Here is a 24,550-nt window from a genome sequence, read left to right as displayed (position 1 = left end):
GCGGGCTACCCGCCCGGGGGTCGGCTACACCTGGGCGGTGGCACCCGGCGGGGCCCCGGTCGCGGCGAGTCGGCCCACGGCGATCCGGTCCGGTTGGCCGGTCTTGGCGATCAGGCTCGCCACGTGCTTCTCCACGGTGCGGGCGGACAGGTGCAGCCGGTCGGCGATCTCGCGGTTGCTGAGCCGGCCGGCGAGCAGGAGCAGCACCTCGTACTCCCGGGGTGTCACGCCGGCGGCGCGCAGTACGCCGGGGATCTCCTCGACGCCGGCCCGGCGCTGCAACGGGCGGGAGCCGGCCCGGCGCAGCAGGCTCCGGCAGGCGGCGGCGACCGCCGGCACGTCGGTGCGGTGGAAGTGGTCCTCGGCGGCGCGCAGCCACTCGACCGGCTCGCCCCAGCCGTCGGTCAGGGCGGCCTCGCCGACCAGGCGGAGCCCGAGGTGCCCGGCCACCGGGTACGGCGCGGCGAGCCGTACCGCCTCCCGCACCGCGTCCGTCGCCTCGTCCGCGCGTCCGGCGCGCCCGTGCCGGACCGCGTGGGCGAAGAGCCGGAACTGCTGGTTCCAGCGGAGCCGGCCGGGCGGGTCCGCGGTCGGCGCGGCGGACACCTCCTCGGCACCCGTCAGCTCCCGCAGCAGCAGGTCCAGCCCGTGCCGGCCGGCGATCGGGCAGACCGTCGGATGGTCCCGGTCGGCCCGGGTCGCGCGGTGGGACTCGTGCAACGCCCGGGGACGGTCCTCGCGCAGCAGGGCGGCGAAGAGCCGGATCAGTCCGTGCGTCCAGGGGGCGTACCGGTCGGCGTCGCCGCCGTGGCGGCGGAACCCGATGAGCGCGTCGGTCATCGGCCGGTGGCGGCCCTGGTGCGCGGCGGCGGTGGCACGCAGCAGCAGCGCGTACCGGGCGGCGCGCGGCAGCCGGTGTCGGGTGGCGGTGGCGAGCACCCGCTCGGTGAGCAGGTCGGCGGCGGTGAACCGCCCCTGGAGGACGGCGTGCAGGGCGAGTCGCGTCTCCGCCTCGTGGCGGGCGTGCAGCGCGCCGGCCCGGGCCGCCGTCCGGTGGGCCCGTTCCAGCCGGTCCAGGTCGCCGGTGCGCAGCGCGTCGTCGTCGCCGAGCCGGACCAGGGAGTGGATCTCCCAGACCGGGGCGGGCTGCCGGACCGCGACCGACCAGGCCCGGTTCAGGTGGTCGGTGGCCTCGGCCGGGTCCCGGGGCCGGGTCAGCTCGCCGAGCAGGAGGTTGGCCCGCCAGGCGACGGCCGGCAGACCGGCGGCACGGGCCACCGCCTCGATCCGCCGGGCGTCGGCCTCGGCACGGGCGAGCCGGTCCGGTCCGCCGCCCTGGGCCGTCAGGTGGGCGGCGACGACGTCGACCGGGGCCGAGTCCGGCTCGGTGGCGTCGGGGCCGAGCAGCGCGCGGGCCAGGTCGACGTGGCGCCGGGCGTCGCCGGTCAGACCGGCGGTGGTCGCCGCCCAGGCGAGCGCGGTGTGCAGGCGGGCCCGGTGTCGCAGGTCGAGCCGGTCGGCGAGGTCGCCGAGCGCGGCGGCGTGGCCGAGTGCGCGGTCGACGGCCCCGGCCTCGGTCAGCGCGCGGATCAGGGACTCCAGCACGGTCGCACGGCGGGCGGTCTCGGCGTCGGCGAGCAGGTCACTGGCCCGTTGGAGCAGCTCCACGGCCTCCTCGGCGGCGCCCCGGTCGACGGCGCGGCGCCCCGCCTCGGCGAGCAGGCGGCCGGCGGCGGCCGGGTCGCCGGCCCGGAGCCACAGGTCGGCGGCCGTCCGGCCGTGGGGAGCGGGTAGTCCCGGGTGGACGGCCGTCACCGCGTCGGCGGCCCGCCGGGCGAGCCGACGCCGCTCGGCCGGATCCAGCCGGGCGAGCAGCGCCCCGCCGAGCAGCGGGTGGACGAAGCGGTACCGGTCCGGCTCCGGACCGTCCGGTCGGACGAACCGGGCGGCCGTCGCGTCAGCCAGGTCGTCGTGCAGCTCCCGGTCGGGCCGGCCGGTGGCCTGGCGCAGCACGGCGAGCGGGAACGCCGGCCCGAGGGTCGCCCCCAGCAGCAGCAGTTCGCGTCGACGCGGGTCGAGACGGTCGACCGGCCGGGTCAGGGCGGGCAGGTCCGCCGGACCGGCGACACCCTCGCGCCCGACCCGCCACCCGTTGGGGGTGGGCCGCAGCACACCGGCGTCGACCAGCTCGCCGAGCGTGTCCTCGGCGACGCCGGGGTTGCCTCCGCTGCCCGCCCAGAGCAGGTCGATCGCGGGTTGTGGCAGTTCGTCGGGGTGGGTGTCCAGCCGGACGCCGGCCAACCGGCGCAGGTCGTCCGGGTCGAGCGGGCCCAGCGGCACGAGGCGGCAGGCACCGCGCCGGGCCGCCGCGCGGACCAGGTCCAGTGCCGGTCCGGCCACGGCGCGGAGGGTGCCGAGCAGCGTGGTCGGTTGCCGGCCGACGTTGTCGACGAGGTAGTCGAGCACGGCCAGGGTCCGGCCGTCGGCGTCGTGCAGGTCCTCCAGGACGAGAAGGCAGCCCCGGTCACGGCCGGCCAGTCCGGTGAGGCGGAGCACCCCTTCGGCGAGAGCCAGCAGGTCGTGGTCGGGTGGCTGCTGCCGGGGCGGGCCGACCACGGCCCAGTCCGGCACCAGCCGGGCCAGCGCCGGCCGGTACGGACCCAGCACCGCGAGGTCGGCCGGCGGGAGGGCGGCGGTCACCGACAGCAGCGCCTCGCGCAGCGGTCGCAGCGGGATGGCCGGACCGACCGCGCCGGACCGGCCGTGCAGCACCCTCGTCCCGACGGCGGACGCGAGGTCGCGGGCGGCGGCGACCAGCCGGGACTTGCCGATGCCCGGTTCACCGACCAGGAACACCGCCCGACCGTCCCCGTCGCGGGTGGCGGTCAGGGTCCGGGCCAGGGTGCGCAGCTCGTCGGTACGGCCCACCAGTCGTGTCACCCCCACCGACATGAATAGAAAAATATCAATCTTTTGGGAGTGGGTCCACGGGTGCCGCACGGCAACCCACCGTCGACGACCGGATGCCGTGGGTGCCCGGGGCCGGACGATGGGTAGCCGCCACCCAGTTTGTCCACTCCGGGTGCGGACCTGCCGGCGACCGCCGCGACGTCGGACCACCAGGGTTTCCGGTGCTCCCGGGGCGGCTCCGGCACCGCGCCGCCCGGCCCGGTCGCCTGACCGGCGGCGGGCGGGTGCGGAATATGGGTGGCCGGCTGCCCTGCCACCGCCCCCGACGAGCGATGAAGCTCACGGGCAGGACGTGGCGACCGCCCACCGGCGGCCACGACGGACCGGCCGGTTCACCTGGCACCGCACGGAGGCACCCATGAGCCTGTTGCGACCCGACGACCTCGACGGCGACGAGGTGGCGTACCGGATCTTCCGGGTCACCCGGGACCGGAGCCCCTGGCGCGTCGAGGACGTGCTCCGGGAGGGACGGTTCAGCGACGACCCGGCGCGCGCCGAACGCGCCTGGCGGGTGGCCTCCCGGGGCTACTACGCCGAGCAGGCGGGACTCGTCGCCGCGGCCACCCTCGCCGCCGAGACCGACGACGCCCCGCTGCGGTTCAGCCTCGCCCTCGCCACCGCGGACGAGGCCCGGCACGCCGACGCCTTCTACCGGTACGCGAAGGCGGTCGGCGGGGAACCGGACGTCTGCCGGGAGGAGCTGCAACCCCTCGACGACGGGCTGGCCGCCCTGCCCTACCTGGGTCGGGCCCTGGTCCACACCCTGCTGGAGGGGCTCGCCGCCGACGAGTTCATCCTCCTCGGCGAGCTCTTCGCGGGCGACCCGCTCGGGCGGCTGTACCACCACGTACGCCAGGACGAGATCCGGCACATCGCCATCGGCCTCAACTTCCTGGCCCGGGAGACCCGCACCCCCGAGGGCCGGGAGGTCTGGGCCGAACACGCCCGCGAGTGGCACGACGCGGGCATCGGCCTCACCGGCCTGGACGAGGTCGCCGGCGCGTTGGCCACCCACCTCGGCCGGGATCCCGCAGGCGTGCGGGCCTGGTTCCTCCGGCGGCACCGGGCCCGGCTCACCGCCGCCGGAATCCCCATCGAGATCGAGGGAGGGAGGTGATCCCGATGAAGATCACCGTCGTCAAGGTGAAGGCGTCGACCCACGGCGTCGTCAAGCACTCCGTCCAGACCCGGCACGTCGCGCCCACGGTCAGGTAGCGGGCGGAGACCGAGGAAGGGAGGTGATTCCAATGAAGATCACTGTCGTCAAGGTGAAGGCGCCGACCCACGGCGTCTGCAAGTACCTGGTGCCGCTGAACCGGCCCCAGACCGAGTCGCAGAAGTGACACAGGGGGCCCGGGCGGAAGCCGGCCCGCCCGGGCCCACCCCGCACCGGTGTGAGAAAGGGGACGATGACGTGTCCGTTTGCCTCGTCGCGATGCCGTGGCAGTCGCTGGAGTCACCCTCACTGCCGCTCGGCCTGCTACGCGCCGCCGTGACCCGGGCCGGACTGCCCGCGCCGGAGACGTACCACGCGAACCTGCGCTGGGCGGAGTTCCTGATGGCCCGCACCGACGACGAACTGGGTCCCCGCGAGTACACGGCGGTCGCCGAGGAGGGCCTCTTCGACGGGCTGGGAGACTGGGTCTTCACCGGCGTCCTGCACGACGACCCCGACTTCGGGGTGGAGACGTTGCAGGTGTACGCGGCCGAGGCGGGTCTGGACATCGGACCGGTGACCCGGATGCGTGCGCACGCCGAGGACTTCGTCGAACTGGTGACGGACGAGGTGCTGGCGCGGGGGCCCCGGATCGTCGGGTTCAGTACCACCTTCATGCAGAACGTGCCGAGCCTGGCGGTGGCCCGGCGGATCAAGGCCCGCGACCCGGACGTCACGGTCGTCTTCGGCGGCGGCAACTGTGACGGACCGATGGGCGTGGCCCTGCACCGCAACTACCCCTTCGTCGACCTCGTACTGCGGGGCGAGGGGGAGAAGTCGTTCCCGGCGCTGCTGCGCGTCCTCGCCGACGGCGCCACGCCGGAGACCCTGCGCACCGTGCCCGGGCTGTGCTGGCGGGACGACGCCGGGGTGGCGCACCACAACCCGCAGGCGTCGCCGCTGCCGATGCCGCAGGTGCCCGTCCCCGACTTCGACGACTGGTTCGCCCGGCTGGAGGTCTCCCCGGTCAACGTGCACGTCGAGCCGAAGCTCGTGCTGGAGACGGCCCGGGGCTGCTGGTGGGGCGAGAAGCACCACTGCACCTTCTGCGGGCTCAACGGCACCCTGATGGCCTTCCGGGCGAAGGATCCGGACGCGGTGATCCGGGAGATCCGCGAGCTGACCGGCCGGCACCGCACCCTCGACGTGATCATGGTCGACAACATCATCGCCAACACCTTCTTCACCACGGTGCTGCCCCGGCTCGCCGAGCTCGACTGGGACCTGCGGCTGCACTACGAGGTGAAGTCGAACCTGAAGCCCGCCGAGATCGACACCTTCCGGGCCGCCCGGGTCAGCCACGTCCAGCCTGGCATCGAGAGCCTGGTGTCACCCGTACTCAAGATCATGGACAAGGGCGTGGCCGGGACGCGCAACGTGCGGACCCTGCGCGACTGCGAGTCCGCCGGCCTCACCGTCACCTGGAACTGGCTCTACGGCTTCCCGGAGGAACGCGCCGAGGACTACGCCCCGGTGCTGCGGCAGCTCCCGGCGTTGATGCACCTGCAACCGCCGGCCGGAGCGTCCCGGATCCTGCTGGAACGCTTCAGCCCCTACTTCGAGAACCCCGCGCTGGGCTTCCCGCACCGCCACACGGCCCGCGCCTACCGGCACGTGTACGACCTGCCCGAGGAGGACCTGCACGACATGGTCTACCTCTTCGACACCGACCCGCTCGGCATCTCGGAGACCGAGGCGAAGGAACTGCGCGACCTGCTCGCCGCGTGGATCGCCGGATACCCGGACAGCACCCTCGTCCGGATCGACGGACCGGACGCGACCGTCTTCGAGGACCGCCGGGTGGGATGGCCGGTCACCGACCACCGGATCACCGACCCGCTGCACCGGGCGGTGTACCGGGCGGCGGAGCCGGGCCGGACCCTGCCCGCGCTGCACCGGGAGGTGACCGCCGCCGGCTTCGCCGTCGACCAGGCGGAGCTGCGCGAGATCCTGGCCGGGTTCGTCGCCCGGGGCCTGGTCTTCGTCGAGAACGGGCAGTGGATCGGCCTCGCCACCAGCGCCATTCCGATCAAGGTGGGATGACCATGCCGACGACGAACCCGCCCGACACCGACGCCGGCACGACCCAGGGCCTCCCGCCGGTCACGCCGGAACTCACCTACCACACGGTGGACGCGGACACGGTGCTCCACTTCGGCCGGTCCCCGGCCGAGGACCTGGAACTGCTGCGCTACCTGCGTGACGTCACCAGCCACGCGATACGGCTGCGCTGGCGGCTCGCCGGGCTGCCGTGCTTCCCGCTGCACACCCATGTGCACCTGGTGGCTCCCTCCGGCGGGGTGGACGCGGACAGCGCCGCGCACGCCACGGCGTGGGCCGCCGGGTACCGGTACGGCAGCTTCTTCCACCGGCGCGGCCCCGGGTTCGTGGCCATCAAGGACGTCCGCCCGGAGAGCGAGGACGCCCGGCTCACCATCGACGAGGGCGCCGACCACTTCCTCGCCATGGCCGAGGCACGCACCGTGGACGACCTGCCCCCGGCCGCCCGGGAACTGGTCGACACCGTCGCCGAGGCGGGACTGCTGCTCAGGGTCGATCAGCGGCTGCTGGTCCTGCCCTACCGGCTGCGTCACTGGCCGGTGCCGTACCTGGCCATCTGACCGCCCGTCGCGTCCCGTCGACCCGCGTCCGGCATTCCGGCGGACGAACCCGGAAGGAGCAGCGCGGTGCGTCCCACCGACCAGGCGCCCGACTACCCGTTCCTCGACTACGCCGAGCTGCGCCTCAGTCCCCGGCTGGACGAGGCGCGACGCAGCGGCACGCTGACCCGGGTGCGGCTGCCGTACGCCGGTGAGGCGTGGCTGGCCACCCGCTACCGCGACGTCCGCAAGGTGCTGACCGACCCCCGCTTCAGCCGGGCCGCCGCGACGGGCCCGGACGTGCCCCGGCAGACCGCCGCCCCGACCGTCGCCACCACCATCATGGACGTCGACCGGCCCGAGCACAGCCGACTGCGCCGGCTGGTGGCGGTGGCCTTCACCGAGCGGCGGATCGACGGGCTGCGGCCGTACGTACGGGAGGTGGCCGACCGGCTCGTCGACGACCTGCTCCGGCAGGGGTCGCCGGTCGACCTGACCCAGGGCCTCGCGCTGCCGCTGCCGATGACGGTGATCTGCCGGATGCTCGGGGTGCCGCTGGCCGACCGGGCCGAGTTCCGCCGGTGGACCGAATCCCTGGCCGCCCTCCGGAAGGTCACCGCCGAGGAGTTCCGGGAGATCGTCGACGCGGTGGACGCGTACCTGCGGGAGCTGATCCGGCAGCGCCGCGAGCAGCCCACCGACGACCTGCTCAGCGCGCTGGTGGAGGCCCGGGACGCGGGCAGCCGCCTCACCGAGCGGGAACTGCTCGCCTTCGGGGCGACCCTGCTGGTCAACGGGTTCGAGACCGTCGCCGGCCACATCGCCTCCTCGACGTACCTGCTGCTGACCCGACCCGACCTGTGGGCGACGCTGCGCGCGGAGCCGGAGCGGCTGCCGACCGTGGTCGAGGAGCTGCTGCGGTTCGTCCCGCTCAGCGGTGGCACCGGGCTGGGCCGGGTGGCGACCGAGGACGTCCCGTTCGACGGGGTGACCGTCCGGGCCGGCGAGGCGGTCTTCGTCTCCACCATCTCGGCCAACCGGGACGAGGAGGCGTTCCCGGACGCGGACACCTTCCGGCTCGACCGGGATCCGGAACCGCACCTGGCGTTCGGGTGGGGGCCGCACCGCTGCCTCGGCGCGCGACTGGCCACGATGGAGCTGCAGGAGGCGATCCGGGTGCTGCTCGACCGGGTGCCCACCCTCCGGTTGGCCGTTCCGCCCGGTAGCGTGTCCTGGAAGACCGGCACCGTCCTGCGTGGGCCCCGCGAGTTGCCGGTCACCTGGTGACCGGGTCCGCCGCCGTTCCGGGAGGTCCGGTGCGTCCCGCCTCGACGTCCCCCTCCCCCGGCCGGTCTCCCCTACGGCCGCTGGTGCTCGCCCAGCTCATCAGCCTCACCGGCACCCACGTCACCGCGCTGGCGCTGCCCACCCTGGCCATCCTGCTGCTCGACGCCGGGCCGGTCGCGGCGGCGCTGATCTTCGCCCTGGAGTACGGCGCCCGGGGGCTGACCGCGCCGCTGGTCGGCGTCCTCATCGACAACGTGCGCTCACCCCGCCGTCTGCTGGTCGCCAACGACCTGCTGCACGCGCTCGTGGTGGCGTCGGTGCCGGCGATGTACCTGCTCGACGTGCTGTCCCTGCCGTACCTGGTGGTGGCCGCCGCGTGTTCCGGGATCCTGTCCGGGGTCACCGACATCTCGATCAACGCGGTGCTGCCCCGCCTGGTGCCCGCCGACCGGCTGGTCGGCGCCAACGCCTCCCTCGCCGGCGCCCGCGCCGCCGGGCAGATCGCCGGGCCGGCCGTCGGCGGGCTGCTCGTGCAGGCACTCGGCGCGGCGCTCGCCATCGCCGTCGACACGGTGAGCTACCTGGCCTCGGCGGTCGTGTTCAGCCGGCTGCGCGGGGCCGACCGCCACGCTCCCGAACAGCCGGCGGTCACCGCGCCGGTGTCCCGGCGGGTCGCGCTGCGCCGCTCGACGGCGGACCTGCGGACCTCGCTGCGGGAGGGCCTGGGCACGTTCCGGGAGATCCCGCTGCTGGGCCGGCTGGCTCTCGCCACCGCCGCGCTGAACGTCGGCGGCGCCGGCCTCGGCGCTCTCTACACCCTCTACGCCTACCGGACGCTGGAGCTGAGCCCGTTCCAGGTCGGGGCGCTGTGGGGGGTGAACAGCGCGGCGGCGCTGGTTGCCGTGGCCACCGCCCGACGGGTGGTCGGCCGGTTCGGGCTGGACCGCTCGATCGCCCTGTTCGCGCCGGTCGCGGCGGGCTCGCTGCTGCTCATCCCGGCCGCGTCCCTGGCCGCCCCGCTCCTGCTCTTCGTCGTCTACGAGCTGGTCTTCGGGTACTGCGCGACGGTCTGGTCGGTGGCGTCGGCCTCCCTCCAGCAACAACTGGTGCCGGCCGAACGGCTCGGCCGGGTCATCGCGTTCAGCCGGACGGTGTCCATCCTGGCCGTACCGGTGGGGGCGCTCGTCGGTGGTGTCGCCGCCGACGTCTGGGGGCTGCCGGGGACCCTCACCGGCTTCGCCCTGGTCGCCCTCGCCGGCACGGCCACGGTCACCGGACAGATCCGCCGCCGGGCGGACGCGCACTCACCCGCGCCCGACCCGACCACCGGGGAGCCGGCGGGCGACCGGGCCTGACCGGCTCCGTCTCGCCGAAGCGGCAGCCTCCACCGTCCTGGACACCCCCACTTCGCCGGTCCGGAGTCGATCTTGCGGTCCGGACCGCGCGTCGACCCCGACCGGTACGCCTCAGCGCTCCACCTTGTGGGCCCGCAGCGCGGCCCGGAGCCGATCGACCAGTTCCACGCACTCGACACGGGACAGGGTCAGCGGCGGCATCAGCGGCAGGAAACCCGGCGCGTAGCTGGTCAGCAGGCCTTGGTCACGGCAGGTCAGCCGGAACCGGTTCACCTCCCGGACCGACCAGGGTGCACCGTCGTCGTGGGCCAGTCCCAGCCTCAGCATCATCCCCTCGCCCACCACCGGGCCGACCCCCGGTTCGTCGGCCAGCGACCCCGTGAGCAGCTCGACCAGGTGCCGGCCGGTCTCCCGGACGCCCGCCAGGAACCCGTCGGCGGTGAGCACGTCCAGGACGGCGAGTCCGGCGGCCATCCCGATCGGGTGCCCGTCGGTGGTGGACCCGTTCGGGAAGCCCAGCCGCAGCGGCGGGTCGGCGAGCGCGTCGAAGACCGGCGTGCCCACCACGAGCGCGGCCAGCGGAAAGTAGCCGGCGCTCAGACCCTTGCCGAGCACGACCATGTCCGGGGCGACCGGAAGCCGTTCACTCACCGTCATGGTTCCGGTGCGCCCGGCCCCGGTGGTCACCTCGTCCACGATCACGTGGACGTCCCGGGCCCGGCACTCGCTGACCAGCGACTCCAGGAACGGCAGCGAGACGGCACCGATGTCGCTGCCGAGCACCGGCTCCACGATGACCGCGGTGACCCGGTCCACGCCGATCTCCTCGACGAGCGCCAGGATCTCCGGCAGCGTCGGCGCGGTGGCGTGCCGGACGTGGTCGTCCAGCGGCGCCGACCACTCGTGCAGGATCGGCTCGCCGGTCAGCGCGGTGGCCAGCGGCCCGGTGCCGTGGTAGCCGTTGTGCACGGCGACGACGTACCGCCGGTCCGGCTGCCCGGTCATCCGGCGGTGGAAGCGGGAGAGCATCACCGCCGCCTCGGTCATCTGGCTGCCGGTGTTGCCGAACCGGACGTGCCGCAACGGGGCCGGCATCAGCGCGGCCAGTCGGGCGGCGTACTCGACGGCCACCACGGGCGGGTGCTCGTACCGCATCACGGTGCCCGAGGGGAGCGTGTCCAGCTGCCGCCGCATCGCCTCCTTCACCGGCTCGCAGGAGTGGCCCAGCGTCAGGTTCCACATCGACGACCGCGCGTCGAGGTAGCGGCGTCCGGCCGCGTCGGTGACGTGGTTGCCCGAGCCCTCGACCAGGAACAGGCCCGGATCCGCGTCGCGGAAGAAGTCCGTCATCGGCGACAGGCCGTGCCACACCGCGTAGTCCGCGGGGAAATCCGAAGTCATGTGATCCCTCCCAGTTGGTGCCTACCCCGGTGGGCCGCCGCCCGGTCGACGCCGGTCAGTGCGCGCCGGCGGTGGACGTCCCGCCGGTGCCCGCGTACCGCCGTCGGGTGAGGGCGAGGGCCGACTCGACGACGTCGTCGACCGTGGGCAGCAGGGGCGCCAGCAGCACCGGGCTGGCGGGTGCGGGTACCGCCGCGCCGGAGACGAAGGCCAGCCGGTCCGGTTCGACCGCCCCCACCTGGACCAGGTGCAGCCCGAGGTCGCACAGGAGGGAGGAGGCGCGCGGCTCCTCGTCCACCAGCACCACCGGGCCCGCCCCGGCCACCAGGTCGGCGGTGCCGTCGCGGTCCAGCGGCGCGGCGGTGCGCAGGTCGACCACCTGGCACCGCAGTCCGTGGTCGGCGAGCCGACGGGCGGCGCGCAGGCAGAGCGCGACCGTGTTGCCGATACCGACCAGGGTCAGGTCGCGGCCGGCCAGGGCCCGGCCGGCCACCCCGAACGGCAGGGGTGCCGGGGTGGCCTCCGGTTCGGGCAGGTCCGCCCAGTCCGGCGTGTACAGGCGGGGGGACTCGAGCACCACGACCGGATCGGGGTACCGCAGCGCGGTGCTGAGTAGCCCGGCTGCCGTGTTGGGCGAACTCGGGACGGCGACGACCAGGCCGGGAATCTGGCTGAGCATCGAGTGGGCACTGTGCTCGTGCTGGGCGCCGAGGTGCTCGTCGCCCCGGGTGAGTCCCCGGATCACCAACGGCACGGAGAACTGCCCGTCGGACATGTACCGCCACTTGGTGGCCTGGTTGACCAGGGGGTCGAAGGCGGTGAAGAGGAAGGCGACGCGGGCGATGCTGACCAGGACGCGCCGCCCGACCAGCGCCATGCCGACGGCCATGCCGACCATCGCGTTCTCGGCGATCGGCAGCCGGACCATCCGGTCGGGGCCGAAGAGGTCGATCAGGTCGGGCTGCTGGTAGGTGCAGAACATGTGCAGGTCGGGTTGTTCGGTCAGCGCCGACCGCACGGCCGCGCCCACCGGGTGCCGCCGGGTCACCGGGTCACCGCCACGGGTCCGGTGGTGACGTTCCCGGCCGCCGTGGCCGGATCCGGTGGCGGGGCGGCCAGTGCGCTGGCGAAGACCTCGTCGATCTCCCGGACCGTCTCGGTGTGGAGCCCGCTCCGCCAGTCGTCGGTCAGGCCGGCCCGGGCGGCGGCGATGTCGAGCGGGTCACGCGCCAGCCAGTAGGCGACCTCGTCGGCCGGCCGGTACTCGGCGGGCCGGGCCCCGCCGACCTGGGCGTGGTAGTGACGCAGGTAGGTGCGGGCCACCAGCACCTGGGGACGGCGGTCGCGCCGGCACCGGGCCAGCAGGGTCCCGGCGGCCCGGTGGACCGCCTCGACGTCGTTGCCGTCGACCTCCAGGTGGTCGATGCCGAGTCCGGCCACCAGTTCCGTCGGGGTCCGGTGCCGGACGAGGTCGCTGCGGGTGTGGTCCTGCCAGCCGTTGTCCTCGCAGACCAGCACGAGGGGCAGGCCGAGGGTGGCGGCGATGGTGAGGGTCTCGAAGCTGACGCCGGTGCCGAGCGCGCCGTCACCGCAGAAGACCACGGTGGCGCGGCCGGCGGCGGTGGTCTTCTCCGCCATCGCCACGCCGGCCGCGATGGAGAGCTGACTGCCGACGATCGAGCTGGCGCCGAGGAAGTGGCGGGACCGGTCGGCCAGGTGCATCGAGCCGCCCTTGCCTCCGCAGAGGCCGCCGGAGCGGCCGAGAATCTCCCGGACGATCCCGTCCAGCGGGAGGCCGGCGGCCACCGCGTGTCCGTGGCAGCGGTAGAAGCTGACCACCCACTCGTCCGGGCGGCGGGCCGCGAGCACACCGACCGCGACCGCCTCCTGGCCGGTGTACGGGTGCACGAAACCCACGACCTCGTCGCGGTTGGCGGACTCGATGATTCTCTCCTCGAGGACCCGGATCCGCAGCATCGTCCGGTACGCCGCTGTCACCTGCACAACCGTTTCCGCCTTCGCCGGACCGTCGGGTTTCCCCGGGGTGGAGCCTCCTCGGCGTGGATCTGCAATCCTGCCACGACAGTGACGTATGTCAATAGAGAGATCCGTCGGCCGGCCGACGGGCGAGGGCGGATCGTCACGGAACTGTCATGGATCCGCGCGGTGGTCGCCAATCCCCGGCGGCAGGGTGGGATGCGGTCGGTTCCCCCGCACCCGACCGGAGGAGAGAACAGCAGCATGACCGTGGTGTCCGACGACCGGCTGATGACCCTGACCTGCGACACCTGTGGCGAGTCCACCACCGGGCTCGCCTGCGTGCTGCCCGACGCCGAGGTCGTCTGGACGCTGGTGACCGACCTCGGCTGGGCTGGCTCGCCGTTCGCCTCCGGGCCGCACCGTTGCCCGCACTGCAGCCTCCTGCCCGGCGCGGACGAGCGGACGGCGTGCGACGCCCACGGACCCGGTGGTGTCCTGGGCATCGACCACGTCGAGGACGTCACGGTCGTCACCTCCACCGGAGACGTCGACCTGGACACCGGCGACACCCTCCGCGCCGCCCTGCGTCACGCCGCCGACATGGGCGGCGACGTGGTGGTGGACTTGAGTCAGGTGCACCTCGTCGACTCCACGGGCCTGAGCCTGCTGGTCCGGGCCCAACGGGAGGCCCGCGAGCGGAATGCCACGCTCTGCCTCGCCGCCCCGTCGGCGTTCGTCCGCGCCGTCCTGCGAACCATGCGACTGGACACCGTCATCCCGACCTTCGCCAGCCGGGACGAGGCCGTGGCCCACCTGGCCGGTCACCGGTCCGCCACCCCCGACGGGCGGGCAGCGGCGCCGTGCGGGCACCCCTGACCCCGGCCCGACGGCACCACCCCCACCCCGCTCGCCCGCCCGCACCCGTCCGCAAGGAGCCGTCCCGTGGTCCTGCCCTGGCCGTTCCCCGACGACGACGCCCGTCCCTCCGAGCCGTCCCCGACGCCGCCGACCGACCACGACACGCGGATCGCCGCCGAGGTGGCACAACGGCTCAACGGCAACCGGTTGACCCGCCGCCAGCGGATCGTCGTCGAGGTGCAGAACCGGGTGGTCATCCTCGGTGGCACCGTGGAGACTCCGGACGTCCGGCTCACCGCCGGGGAACTGGCCTGGGGCGTGCGCGGCGTGGCCGACGTCTGCAACACCCTCCGGCTCACCAACCGGCAACGACCACGACGCTGACCGCGCCGCGGCGGCCCGCGAGGCCGGGGCGTACGTGCTGTGGGACCTGTCGCACGCGGCCGGGTCGGTGCCGGTCGAGCTGACGGTGGACCTCGCCGACGCCTGACTCACGCCGCTCGGTCTCACGCTGGCCTCGCCGCGCGACCCGCAGCGCCGGGGCAGCCACACCTGTCTGGCCCATCCGGACGCGCTGCGGACCTCCCGGGCGTTGATCAGCGAGGCGAAGGCGGTGGGTGACTTTCGGGTGCCGGACCGGTTGCGGCTCGGCCCCGCCGCCCGGCGTCCGCGCCGGGCGGCTCGCGTGGGTCCGCACGGGCTCGGTCTGACTTTTGTCATGAGTACCCGTGCGCTGCGCACCCGGCGTCGTGACTAAGCGCACTGGAACCGACACCGTCCCGTCCACGAGACTCATTGCATCGCCGGGGACGAGGCCCGGCCGGGGACACGGAGGGAGGTCAGACGGTGGACGAGCGCTACGACAGCTTCTGCGTGACGGACCGGTTGTTCTACGACTCCCTCGGCAACGCCACCGGCGGGCACACCTTCGTCACCGGGCGTCCCACCCCGGCCGGCTGGACGTCCGACGCGACCAGCGACTGGATGAACTACGCCCCGGAGGGCGGCTCGTTGCCCCCGCAGGGCTGGAAGATCCACGTCTCGGCCGGGGTCGACAACGCCGAACGGGTGCTCGACGCGGTCTGGTCGTACTGCGTGCCGCGCGGCCTGGCGTTCAAGTTCCTCCGCAGTCCGCGCATCGTGCTGCTGCGCAACTCCAAGTACGCCCCCCGCGCCGCCAGCGGCAAGTTCGTCACCATCTACCCGCACGACGAGGCCGAACTGGAGCTCGCCTGCAAGGAGCTGGACGAACTGCTCGCCGGCGAGACCGGCCCGTACATCCTCAGCGACCTGCGCTACGGCACCGGTCCGGTGTACGTCCGCTACGGCGGCTTCACCGCCCGCTACTGCCTCACCCCGGACGGACAGACCGTCCCGGCGATCGCCGACGACACCGGCACCCTGGTGCCGGACCGGCGCGACCCGGTCTTCCACGTGCCGTCCTGGGTGACCCTGCCCGACTTCCTCGCCCCGCACCTGGCCGCCCGGAGCGCGACCAGCACCGACGAGGTGCCGTACCGGATCGAGAAGGTCATCCACTTCTCCAACGGTGGCGGTCTCTACGTGGGGCGGGACACCCGCGACGACGCGCAGGTGGTGCTCAAGGAGGCCCGCCCTCTGGCCGGCCTGGACTCCGACGGCGCCGACGCGGTCACCCGGCTGGAGCGGGAGGCGGCGATGCTGCGCCGGCTCGCCGACCTGCCGCAGGTGCCCCGGCTGCACGACGAGTTCACCCTCGGCGAACACCGGTTCCTCGCGCTGGAGTTCATCGAGGGACGCCCGCTGAACAAGGTGCTGGCGAACCGGCATCCGCTGGTCGTCGCCGAGGCCACCGAGACGGACCTGGCGGCGTACACCCGGTGGGCGCGGGACGTCTACACCCAGGTCGAGACCGTTGTGCAGGCGATCCACGACCGGGGCGTGGTCTACGGCGACCTGCACATGTCCAACATCATGGTGCGGCCGGACGACCGGATCGCGCTCATCGACTTCGAGGTCTCCGCCGCCGAGGACGACAGCCACCGGCCGGGACTGCGCAACCAGGGCTTCGCCGCGCCCCGCCAGGTCAGGGGCAAGGCCGCCGACCGGTACGCGCTGGCCTGTCTCCGCCTGGCGCTGTTCCTCCCGTTGACCCAGCTGGTCCGGCTCTCCCCGGCGAAGGCCGCGCACCTGGCCGACGTCATCGCGGAGAACTTCCCGGTCCCCCGGTCCTTCCTCGACCCGGCGGTCGCCGAGATCACCGCCGCGCACGGCGCAGAGACCGGCGGATCCGACCCGACGGGTGCATCCGGCGCGGGTGCCGGCTCCGCGCCGGCCACCATGCCGGTGCCGGACCTGGCCGCCGACGACTGGACGACCGTCCGGGACCGACTCGCCAGGGCGATCCTCGCCAGCGCCACCCCGGACCGGGACGACCGGCTCTTCCCGGGTGACATCGAGCAGTTCCGCAGCGGCGGGCTCAACCTCGCGCACGGCGCGGCCGGAGTGCTGCACACCCTGGCGCAGACCGGGGCGGGCCGCCGGCCGGAACACGAGGAGTGGCTGGTTCGGCGGGCGAAGAACCCGGTCTCCGGCACCCGGCTCGGCTTCTACGACGGACTGCACGGGGTCGCGTACGCGCTGGAGCGGCTGGGCCGCCGGCAGGACGCGCTGGACGTGGTCGAGATCTGCCTCCGGGAGTCCTGGGAGCGACTGGACCACAGCCTGCTCAGCGGACTGTCGGGAGTAGCGCTCAATCTGGCCGACCTGGCCGGGCGCACCGGAGAGTCAGGGCTGCGCGACGCCGCATGGCGGGCCGCCGAACGGGTGGTCGAGCGGCTCGCCGACGACCCCGGGCCGGACGTCAGCGGTGGTGTGCACCCGTACGCCGGGCTGCTGCGCGGCCGGAGCGGGCCGGCGCTGATGCTGGTGCGCCTCTACGAGCTGACCGGGGACGCGACGCTGCTGGAGCACGCCGCCACGGCACTGCGCCAGGACCTGCGTCGGTGCGTGGTACGCCCGAACGGCGCGCTGGAGGTCAACGAGGGCTGGCGGACCATGCCCTACCTCGGGCAGGGCGGCGTCGGTGTGGGGCTGGCCCTCGACCAGTACCTTGCCCACCGGCACGACGACCGGTTCGCCGAGGCGAGCGCCGCGGCGTACCAGGCGGCCCGGTCCCCGATGTACGCGCAGAGCGGCCTCTTCGCGGGGCGGGCGGGGATCGTCGCCTACCTCGCGGCGACCGCTCGCACGCCCGAGCAGCGGCAGGAGCTGGACGCGCAGCTGCGGCGGCTGGCCTGGCACGCGATGCCGTACGCCGACGGGGTGGCCTTCCCCGGCGAGAAGCTGCTGCGGCTCTCGATGGACCTCGGCACCGGCACCGCCGGTGTGCTGTTCGCACTGGGCACGGCGCGGCACGACGAACCGCTGACGCTGCCCTTCCTCGCGCCGCTGGCCGGCGCACCCGAACTCCCCTCACCAACGGGGGCGAGCCTGACGACCGAGACCTCGGGAGGAGGTGAATTGACATGACGCTTCTGGACCTTCAGGGCATGGAGGCCGACCGCACTCACGGCGGCGGCGACACCAGTGGGCTGAGCCTGCTCCTCTGCGAGGGCAGCTCGCTGTCGGTCACGTCCTGCGACTGATCGAATCACCAAGCGAGCCCCGGGCGGGTAGACGTACCCGCCCGGGGCGCACGCGTGTCGGGAGGACGAATGGGGACGCGGTCACCCGGGGACCGGTTGGTACGCCGGTCGGTGCGGCACGGCGGTGGGTGGACGATCACCCTGGCCGGGGTCGCGCTGCTCGGGGCGGCAGCCCAACTGCTCCTGCCCACCGCTCTCGGCCACGCCGTCGACGCCGCGCTCGGCGACGGTCCCCGCTGGTGGCCGCTGGCCGTCGGCGTCCTGGTGGCGGTGCTGATCACCACCGACACGGTCGGCGACCTGGCCGCCGGGTACGGCGCGGCCCGGGCCACCGCCCGGCTCCGCGACCATCTGCTGCGCCACCTGTTCCGCCTGGACGTCCGGCAGGCCCGCCGGCATCCGGTGGGTGACCTGGTCGCCCGGATGGTCGGCCAGGCCGCCGACGCCGGGCAGGCCGGCAACGCGGTGGTCCTCGGCGCGGTCGCGGTGATCCCTCCGCTGGGCAGCGTGGTCGCGCTCACCCTGTTGGCACCGGCGCTCGGCCTGACCCTGCTCGCCGGGCTGCTCCTGCTGGCCGTGCTGCTGCGTTCCTTCGTCACCGACGCCTCCACGGTCGTCACCGCCTACCAGCGGGTCCTCGGCACGATCGCCGGCCGGTTGCTCGAGTCGACGGGCGGGGCACGCACCGTCGCCGCCGCCGGCACCGTCGATCAGGAACGGGAACGGATCCTCGAACCCCTGCCCGAACTCGCCGACCACGGCCGGCGCAGCTGGGATCTGCTGGCCCGCGCGGGCGCCCGCACCGCCGCCGTGGCACCACTGCTGACCCTGGCGGTGATCGCCGTCGGCGGATACGGGCTGACCGCCGGCTGGCTCACCCCCGGCGAGCTGGTGGCCGCCGTCCGGTACGCGACCCTCGGCGCGGGACTCGGCGCGGCGGTGGCCGCCCTCAACCGCCTGGTCCGGGTCCGTGCCGGCGCGCACCGCCTCGCCGAACCGCTGGCCCTCCCCGTGGCCCCGGTCGGCGACCGGCCCCTGCCCGAGGGGCGGGGCGAGTTGACGTTGCGGGGGGTCACCGTCCATGCCGACGACGGCCGGCCGATTCTCGCCGGGGTCGACCTGACGGTGCCGGCCGGTGGCACGGTCGCCGTGGTCGGCGTCTCCGGGTCGGGCAAGTCCACCCTCGCGGCGGTGACCGGCCGGCTGCACGACCCGGACGCCGGTGAGGTGCTGCTCGACGGGGTGCCGCTGCACCGACTCGACCCGGCGACGCTGCGCCGCGCGGTGGGGTACGCCTTCGAGCGGCCGGTCCTGGTCGGCGCGACCGTACACGAGGCGGTCGGGCTGGCACTGCCCGCCGACGCGGCGATCTCGCCACCGGACGCCCCGGCCACTCCCCCGGTCCTCGCGGCGACCCGCGCGGCGGCGGTGGACGACTGCGTGAGTCGCCTGCCGGAGGGCTTCCGCACCCCGCTGCACCGGGCGCCGCTCTCCGGTGGCGAGGCGCAACGGCTGGGACTGGCCCGCGCGCTGGCCGCCGAACGGCTGCTCGTCCTCGACGACGCGACATCCAGCCTGGACACCGCCACCGAACACCGGGTCTCCCGGGCGATCGCCGGACGGGCCGGCGAGCGTACCCGCCTGGTGGTCACCCACCGGACGGCGACGGCGGCGGCGGCCGACCTGGTCGCCTGGCTCGACGGCGGACGGCTGCGGGCTCTCGCCCCGCACCGTCGCCTCTGGTCGGACCCGGCCTACCGGGCGGTTTTCCAGGCCGGGGACGGCACGCCGTGACCGAGGACGGGCCGGACCGGCGGCCCGCCGGGGTGCTCCGGGAAACCGGCCGGGCGCTGCGTGCCCGACGGCGGGAACTCGGCCGGCTCGCCGGCTGGTCGACGGCCGAGTCGTTGCCGGCGCTGCTCTCCGGTCTCCTGGTCGCGCGGGCGGTGGACCAGGGGTTCCTGGCCGGACGGTTCGGCACCGGCCTGGCCTGGCTCGGCGTGCTGGCGTTGGCGGTGCTGGTCGGGGCGGCGGCCACCGGCGGGGTGTACCGGGCGCTCGGGGCGGTGGTCGAGCCGTTCCGCGACGAACTGGCCGACCGGGTGGTACGCAGCGCGCTGCACTCGGCGACCACCGGCGGCACCGGGCCGGAGAGCGCGGCGGTGGCCCGGTTGACCCAACAGGTGGAGGTGGTCCGGGACGCCTTCGGCGGGTTGCTGATGGTGGTGCGCGGTTTCCTCTTCGCCGCCGTCTCGGCGCTGCTCGGCCTGATCGCGTTGGCCCCGCTGGTCGCTGCCCTGGTCGCCGCGCCCCTGCTGGCCGGGCTGGCGGTGTTCGTCGCCGGACTCCCGGCGATGGTCGCCCACCAACGCCGCTACGTACGGGCCGGCGAGGCGCTCGGCGAGGCGGCGGCGACCGCGCTGGCCGGTCACCGCGACGTGCTCGCCTGCGGCGCGCAGGACCGGGTCGTCGCGGGGGTCGCGGCGCGGATCACGACACAGGCCGACGCCGAACGGACGGTCGCCCGGATGACCGCCCTGCGCAGCCTCAGCCTCGGCCTGGGCGGTTGGGCGCCGCTGGCGGTGCTGATGTTCGCCGCACCGTGGCTGGTGACGCGGGGGGTGACCGCCGGGGCGGTGCTCGGCGCGCTGGTCTACGTCTCGACCGGACTGCAACCAGCCCTACGGGCCCTCGTGCAGGGGGTGGGCGGGGGCGGCCTGCGGTACGTGGTGACGCTGGAACGGATCCTGCGCACCAGCCCGCCCGGTCCGACCGAATCCACCCCGGTGGAGCACGGCGACCCGGTGCACCGGACCGGGTTGTCCACCACGGGACCCGGCTCGGCGACCGGGCATCGGCGACCGGGGCCGGACGACGCGACGCGTACGCCCGTGCCGGACGACGCCCCCGCGTTGCACGTCCACCGGCTGACCTTCCGGTACGGTCCGCGCGCCCGACCCGTGCTCGCGGACTTCTCGCTCACCCTCGCCCCCGGCGAGCACCTCGCGGTGGTCGGGCCGAGCGGGGCGGGCAAGTCCACCCTCGCGGCCCTGGTCTCCGGATTGGTCTGCCCCGAGGCCGGCTCGGTGGCGATCGCCGGCACGCCGGTCGACGCGGTCGACACCGACCGGCTCGCCCGGTTGCGGGTGCTGGTGCCCCAGGAGGCGTACGTCTTCAGCGGCTCCCTCGCGGCGAACCTACGCTACCTGCGGCCGGACGCGGACGACGCGGCCCTGACGGCGGCACTGGACGCGCTGGGCGCTCGGCCCCTGGCCGACCGGCTGGGCGGGCTGGCCGCGCCGGTGGTGCCGACGGCGCTCTCCGCCGGGGAACGGCAGGTGATCGCGGCGGTGCGGGCCTGGCTGGCCCCCGCCCCGCTGGCCATCCTGGACGAGGCGACCTGCCACCTGGATCCGGCCGCCGAGGCGTCGGTCGAGGAGGCCTTCGCCCGCCGAACCGGCACCCTGGTCGTGGTCGCCCACCGGATCACGTCGGCGCTGCGGGCGGACCGGGTGCTGGTGCTCGACGGGGACCGTCCGATGCTCGGTCACCACCGGGAGCTGCTGACCCGGTCCGTCACCTACCGGGAACTGGTGGGCTACTGGGACGACCTGAACGTGGTCATGCCGCGCCCGTCGACCACGACGACGTAGTCGCGCCACCGCAGGGCACCAGGATCGGAGGAGTCGAGGTACTGACACCGGTACGGCGTCTCGGCGATCGCCAACCGGGCGTCGGGGATGACGTCGCATCCGAGCCTGGGTCAAGGGTGTTGCGTGGCTTGAGCGCCTCGTACCAGTCCCAGAACTGGCCGTGCACGGCCTTGGCGCGCAGCACGCTCAGGCGCTCCAGGGTGGCCGTGTACCTGGCGATCCGGTCCGTCGGCCGGTGGTCCCCGGCGATGCGGGTCGGGGTCGGCGCCGCAACCAGCGCCGACCAACAGCAACACCACCAGGAGGACGATCGAGCCGGGTGACCTCATCGCCACACCGTAGCCACCCCGAGCGGGCCGGTGCCGTCCACTCAGATCCAACCGGAGTCCTGGGCGACGCGGACCGCCTCCACCCGGGTACGCGCGCCCGCCTTCCGGGCGATCCGGCCGAGGTGGTTGCGCACCGTGCCCGGTGAGAGGCCCAGCGAACCGGCCACCTCCGCGACCGTCGCCCCCGCCGCGGTCAGTTCCAGGATCTCGGTCTCCCGTCCGGTCAGGGGGCTGGTGGCGGTGAGCGCGGCGAGCACCAGTTCCGCGTCGACCACCGTCTCCCCCCGGGCGAGCCGGCGGACACCGTCGACCACCCGGTGGGGTGAGACGTCGTTGGCGAGGACGCCGACCGTCCGCCCGCCGACGAGCACGTGGTGCAGCCCCCGGACCCGACGCCGGTCGGCCAGCACCAGCATCGGGCACGGTCCGACGGTGCCGGCCCCTCGGTCGTCGATCAGGTGGAGGTCGACCACCGCCACGTCGGGCAACTTCGTCCAGAGCATGGGCTGGATCTCGTCACCGCGATCCACCTCGGCCACCACGCTGATGTCCTGCTCGGCGGCGAGCACCAGGGCCAACGCACCGCGAATCAGCGTGCCGTCGAGGGCGAGCAAGGTACGAATCACGAATTTCCTCCCGAATTGGACACCAACCGGAAAGCATGGGAAATTAACGTCGCATCACGCCGATGTAACGCCCTAACGGCGCGACGAAACCCGTGGCGAAAAATGAGTCTTTGACGGATTCCCCCGTACGGTCCCCCGTCCCTCCCGAATGGACAATACCGAATCAGACGTTCGGCCGGTACCGCTGTCCAGTCGGATGGGTTCCACGATGACCGATGCGGCCGGAAAGTCCTTTGCACGGGACTGGCGGGTATGGACGTACCGCTGCCGACGGCGCGCCATCGCTGTCCGGTCCCATCACCTTCGACACGGTGACGGCTGCGTCCGGTCGGGCGAAGAAGTCCCGATGGTGGGGGCGGCCGGGCCCCCACCATCACGTGACTACAGCCACCCCTCGCGCTGGGCGCGGCGGATCGCCTCCATCCGGTTACGGGACCCGGTCTTGCGCAGGATCGCCGACAGATGGTTCCGCACCGTTCCGTGCGCCAGGAAGAGCCGGCGGGCGATCTCCTTGAGCGGCAGCCCCTCGGCAGCCGCGCGCAGCACGTCCAGTTCCCGGGGGGTGAACGGACTCTTCGGCGGACTCAGCACCGCCACCGCCGCCGTCGGGTCGATGACCCGCTCCCCGGCGGCGAGCGACCGGACCATCCGCACCAGTTCCTCCAGCGGCCCGTCCTTGCCGATGAATCCGCGTGCCCCGGCGGACACCGCCGCCTCCAGCACGGCCGGACTCCACCGGTAGCTCATCGCCAGGACCGCCGCCTTGGGTGCCTGAACGGCGATCTCCTCGATCGTCCGAACCAGGCCGGGCGACTCGGGCGACTCGGGCACCAGGTCGAGCACGACGACGTCCGGCTGGGTGCGCCGCACCGCGGCGGGCACCTCGCCGACCTCCGCGACCGCCGCGACGACCTCCATGTCCTCCTCGTGGGACAGCACGGCACAGAGCGCACCGCGCAGCAGCCCCATCTCCTCCACCACGACAACGCGGATCACCACGTACTCTCCGTTCTCGGGTACGCGTCGCGACGGCCACCCGACCGACTCCCGGAACGGGGAGGGCGGGGCCGGTACGCACGCGGAAGGGGTACAGCCCTCTGGCTCCGCCACGTCAAGAGCGGACGGGCGGGAGCCGACGCGACCCGTCGTCGGGCGCACGGCTCCCGGAGCCGGGGCGAACGACGGGAGGGCGTACTCAGCCGGGGCGGGCGGCCACCGTGGGAGAGCGGCCCCGGGCGGGTGCCGGCGGGACCTCCGCGAAGGCGTCCCGGTCGGAGCGGGCCGGGCCGGATGTCTCCGGCGGCAGGGCCGCGCCGGCCCGGGGGCCGCTGTCACCGCTGACCCGGTCGTCGCCGGGCGAGCCCGGCGCCTCGGACGGGTCACCGGACGCCGAGCCGGAGTCCAGGGTCGGCGCGGCCGGCGCTGCCCGGTGGCCTGGGACGGACGAACCCACGGGACTCCAGGTTTCCCCGCTGCCGACCTGACCCGGCCGGAATGGCCCTCCATTGTGGACCCGGGGGGAACGTGCCTGCGGATCCGGGACCGGCGGGCGTTCCGTCCAGTTGTCGGGGACGGGCGTCGGCGTCGGCCCGGCCGGTGGCACCGGCCCCGGCGGGAGCGGCGGGTCGCACCCGCCGCCGGGCAGGTCGAGGATCGGTGCGAGCACCCCGCCGAGCACGTCGGTGAGAAGGTCGAGGATCGGCCGCAGCGCACCGTCCACCATCCCGACGAGCCGGGGTGGCAGCGGGATCCGACCGGGCGGCGACGCGGGGTCGTCCGGCGCGGGGCGCGCAGCGGGCCCGTCCACCGGACCGGCGGGCCCGTCGTCGGGCACCGGGTTGGCGGGCCCGTCGTCGGGCACCGGTCGGGGTGGCGTGACCGGAGCTGACGGCCGGGGCCGGGTGGTCACGGGCGCGGGCGCGGACCCGTCCGAGGTGCCCGGCGGAGCGGACGCAGGGGGCGACGCCGGTCCGTCGACCGGCGGGTCCGGCAGCGGCGGAGCGGGGCGCGGCGGCAGGATCCGCGAGACGAGCCGGGGCACGAGGGGCTCCGGGCGGGGTCCCGTTCCGATCTCCCGGTCCGGCGGGCGGGACGGTGCCGTCTCCCCGGTGGCCGGCGACGTCGGGGCCGGTCGGGCCGGGGCCACGGGGGGCTGCTTCCGGTCACCGACGGCGGGTCGGGCCGTCCACAGCGGAACCCTGGCCAGCACGGCGGTGGGCTCGCGCGATGACACGGCGGGCATCTCGCCGCGCCCGGGTTGCCGCACGTTGCTCACCACGTCGGCGAGGCGTCCGGCGTTCCCGCCGTCCTCCCCGGTCTCCGCGCGAGCCGGGGCGGCGGAGAGCGCCACGGCCAGCAGGGCGGCGCCGACCCCGGTCACGACGAGGACGGCCGCGCGGGCCAGGCAGATCCACCCCGCCGAACCGGGCGGGGCGTGACGCCCCGGGGTCGGGGCCGAGGGGGAGGTGATCGCGGCACGGCGCAACGGGGGACGACCCTTCCGGCGGGAACGTCCGCACATAGTAGCTTCGTGTTCGGGCGATCGCACTCAGCGATATCGGAGCTGACGGAAAACCGACCACCGCCTCCCCTGCGGCACCGGATAGGGGTAATGGACCCAGGACGTGGACCCGTACGGTACGGACGTCC

19 protein-coding genes are annotated in these 24,550 nt (G+C 74.5%); 12 read left to right on the top strand and 7 right to left on the bottom strand.

What is annotated here, in order from left to right; all coding sequences use genetic code 11:
- Positions 1–24: 24 nt before the first annotated feature.
- The gene (locus ACIBJE_RS29355) at positions 25–2,952 is read right to left on the bottom strand and encodes an ATP-binding protein (RefSeq protein WP_396753521.1); all 2,928 of its coding nucleotides are present in this window, start codon (positions 2,950–2,952) and stop codon (positions 25–27) included.
- 376 nt (positions 2,953–3,328) lie between these two features.
- Between ACIBJE_RS29355 and ACIBJE_RS29350 the strand changes: the two genes are divergently transcribed.
- The 5 genes from ACIBJE_RS29350 to ACIBJE_RS29330 all read left to right on the top strand — a co-directional run bounded on the left by ACIBJE_RS29350 (position 3,329) and on the right by ACIBJE_RS29330 (position 9,428).
- Positions 3,329–4,087, top strand: a complete 759-nt coding sequence (locus ACIBJE_RS29350; protein ID WP_396753520.1) for a ferritin-like domain-containing protein — start codon at positions 3,329–3,331, stop codon at positions 4,085–4,087.
- Positions 4,088–4,384: 297 nt separating this feature from the next.
- Entirely contained in the window at positions 4,385–6,229 is a 1,845-nt protein-coding gene (locus ACIBJE_RS29345; RefSeq protein WP_396753519.1) for a RiPP maturation radical SAM C-methyltransferase, read from the top strand.
- Between the two features lie 2 nt (positions 6,230–6,231).
- Positions 6,232–6,807 (top strand): DUF5825 family protein, encoded by a 576-nt coding sequence (locus ACIBJE_RS29340; RefSeq protein WP_396753518.1) that lies wholly within the window; start codon positions 6,232–6,234, stop codon positions 6,805–6,807.
- Positions 6,808–6,873: 66 nt separating this feature from the next.
- Positions 6,874–8,073 (top strand): cytochrome P450, encoded by a 1,200-nt coding sequence (locus ACIBJE_RS29335; RefSeq protein ID WP_396753517.1) that lies wholly within the window; start codon positions 6,874–6,876, stop codon positions 8,071–8,073.
- An 83-nt stretch (positions 8,074–8,156) separates the two neighbouring features.
- Positions 8,157–9,428 carry an MFS transporter gene (locus ACIBJE_RS29330; protein WP_396753516.1) on the top strand — a complete coding sequence of 424 codons (1,272 nt, stop codon included), beginning with the start codon at positions 8,157–8,159 and terminating at the stop codon, positions 9,426–9,428.
- A gap of 111 nt (positions 9,429–9,539) precedes the next feature.
- On the opposite strand, the gene ACIBJE_RS29325 is transcribed toward ACIBJE_RS29330, so the two are convergent.
- From ACIBJE_RS29325 to ACIBJE_RS29315, 3 genes are read right to left on the bottom strand one after another with little or no spacing between them, the layout of a single operon-like run.
- Entirely contained in the window at positions 9,540–10,829 is a 1,290-nt protein-coding gene (locus ACIBJE_RS29325; protein WP_396753515.1) for an aspartate aminotransferase family protein, read from the bottom strand.
- A 55-nt stretch (positions 10,830–10,884) separates the two neighbouring features.
- Positions 10,885–11,877, bottom strand: a complete 993-nt coding sequence (locus ACIBJE_RS29320) for an alpha-ketoacid dehydrogenase subunit beta (RefSeq protein WP_396753514.1) — start codon at positions 11,875–11,877, stop codon at positions 10,885–10,887.
- Positions 11,874–12,827: a thiamine pyrophosphate-dependent dehydrogenase E1 component subunit alpha gene (locus ACIBJE_RS29315; RefSeq protein WP_396753513.1), complete on the bottom strand. Its 954-nt coding sequence runs from the start codon at positions 12,825–12,827 to the stop codon at positions 11,874–11,876. The genes ACIBJE_RS29320 and ACIBJE_RS29315 overlap by 4 nt, the downstream gene beginning before the upstream one ends.
- Before the next feature lie 243 nt (positions 12,828–13,070).
- Between ACIBJE_RS29315 and ACIBJE_RS29310 the strand changes: the two genes are divergently transcribed.
- From ACIBJE_RS29310 to ACIBJE_RS29280, 7 genes are all read left to right on the top strand, one after another.
- Positions 13,071–13,685, top strand: coding sequence for an STAS domain-containing protein (locus tag ACIBJE_RS29310; RefSeq protein WP_396753512.1), 615 nt, complete (start codon positions 13,071–13,073; stop codon positions 13,683–13,685).
- Between the two features lie 66 nt (positions 13,686–13,751).
- Positions 13,752–14,051 carry a BON domain-containing protein gene (locus ACIBJE_RS29305; protein WP_396753511.1) on the top strand — a complete coding sequence of 100 codons (300 nt, stop codon included), beginning with the start codon at positions 13,752–13,754 and terminating at the stop codon, positions 14,049–14,051.
- Positions 14,052–14,178: 127 nt separating this feature from the next.
- A complete protein-coding gene (locus ACIBJE_RS29300; RefSeq protein ID WP_396753534.1) occupies positions 14,179–14,424 on the top strand; it encodes a hypothetical protein in 246 nt (81 codons plus the stop codon).
- Positions 14,425–14,513: 89 nt separating this feature from the next.
- The gene (gene lanKC / locus ACIBJE_RS29295; protein ID WP_396753510.1) at positions 14,514–17,177 is read left to right on the top strand and encodes a class III lanthionine synthetase LanKC; all 2,664 of its coding nucleotides are present in this window, start codon (positions 14,514–14,516) and stop codon (positions 17,175–17,177) included.
- Positions 17,174–17,293, top strand: coding sequence for a SapB/AmfS family lanthipeptide (locus ACIBJE_RS29290; RefSeq protein WP_088983868.1), 120 nt, complete (start codon positions 17,174–17,176; stop codon positions 17,291–17,293). Before lanKC ends, ACIBJE_RS29290 begins: the two co-directional genes overlap by 4 nt.
- A gap of 69 nt (positions 17,294–17,362) precedes the next feature.
- Positions 17,363–19,087: an ABC transporter ATP-binding protein gene (locus ACIBJE_RS29285; protein WP_396753509.1), complete on the top strand. Its 1,725-nt coding sequence runs from the start codon at positions 17,363–17,365 to the stop codon at positions 19,085–19,087.
- Entirely contained in the window at positions 19,084–20,946 is a 1,863-nt protein-coding gene (locus tag ACIBJE_RS29280) for an ATP-binding cassette domain-containing protein (protein WP_396753508.1), read from the top strand. Before ACIBJE_RS29285 ends, ACIBJE_RS29280 begins: the two co-directional genes overlap by 4 nt.
- A gap of 370 nt (positions 20,947–21,316) precedes the next feature.
- Here the strand turns inward: ACIBJE_RS29280 and ACIBJE_RS29275 are convergent, their stop codons facing one another.
- The 3 genes from ACIBJE_RS29275 to ACIBJE_RS29265 all read right to left on the bottom strand — a co-directional run bounded on the left by ACIBJE_RS29275 (position 21,317) and on the right by ACIBJE_RS29265 (position 24,386).
- Positions 21,317–21,901 carry a response regulator transcription factor gene (locus ACIBJE_RS29275; protein ID WP_396753507.1) on the bottom strand — a complete coding sequence of 195 codons (585 nt, stop codon included), beginning with the start codon at positions 21,899–21,901 and terminating at the stop codon, positions 21,317–21,319.
- 381 nt (positions 21,902–22,282) lie between these two features.
- Positions 22,283–22,900 (bottom strand): LuxR C-terminal-related transcriptional regulator, encoded by a 618-nt coding sequence (locus tag ACIBJE_RS29270; RefSeq protein WP_396753506.1) that lies wholly within the window; start codon positions 22,898–22,900, stop codon positions 22,283–22,285.
- A 196-nt stretch (positions 22,901–23,096) separates the two neighbouring features.
- A complete protein-coding gene (locus ACIBJE_RS29265) occupies positions 23,097–24,386 on the bottom strand; it encodes a hypothetical protein (protein ID WP_396753505.1) in 1,290 nt (429 codons plus the stop codon).
- Between the last annotated feature and the right edge of the window lie 164 nt (positions 24,387–24,550).

It is taken from the genome of Micromonospora sp. NPDC050187, assembly GCF_044459745.1.
Lineage (GTDB): Bacteria > Actinomycetota > Actinomycetes > Mycobacteriales > Micromonosporaceae > Micromonospora.
The sequence above is the reverse complement of the archived record's forward strand: the minus strand, read 5'-3'. Positions and strand labels throughout refer to the sequence as shown.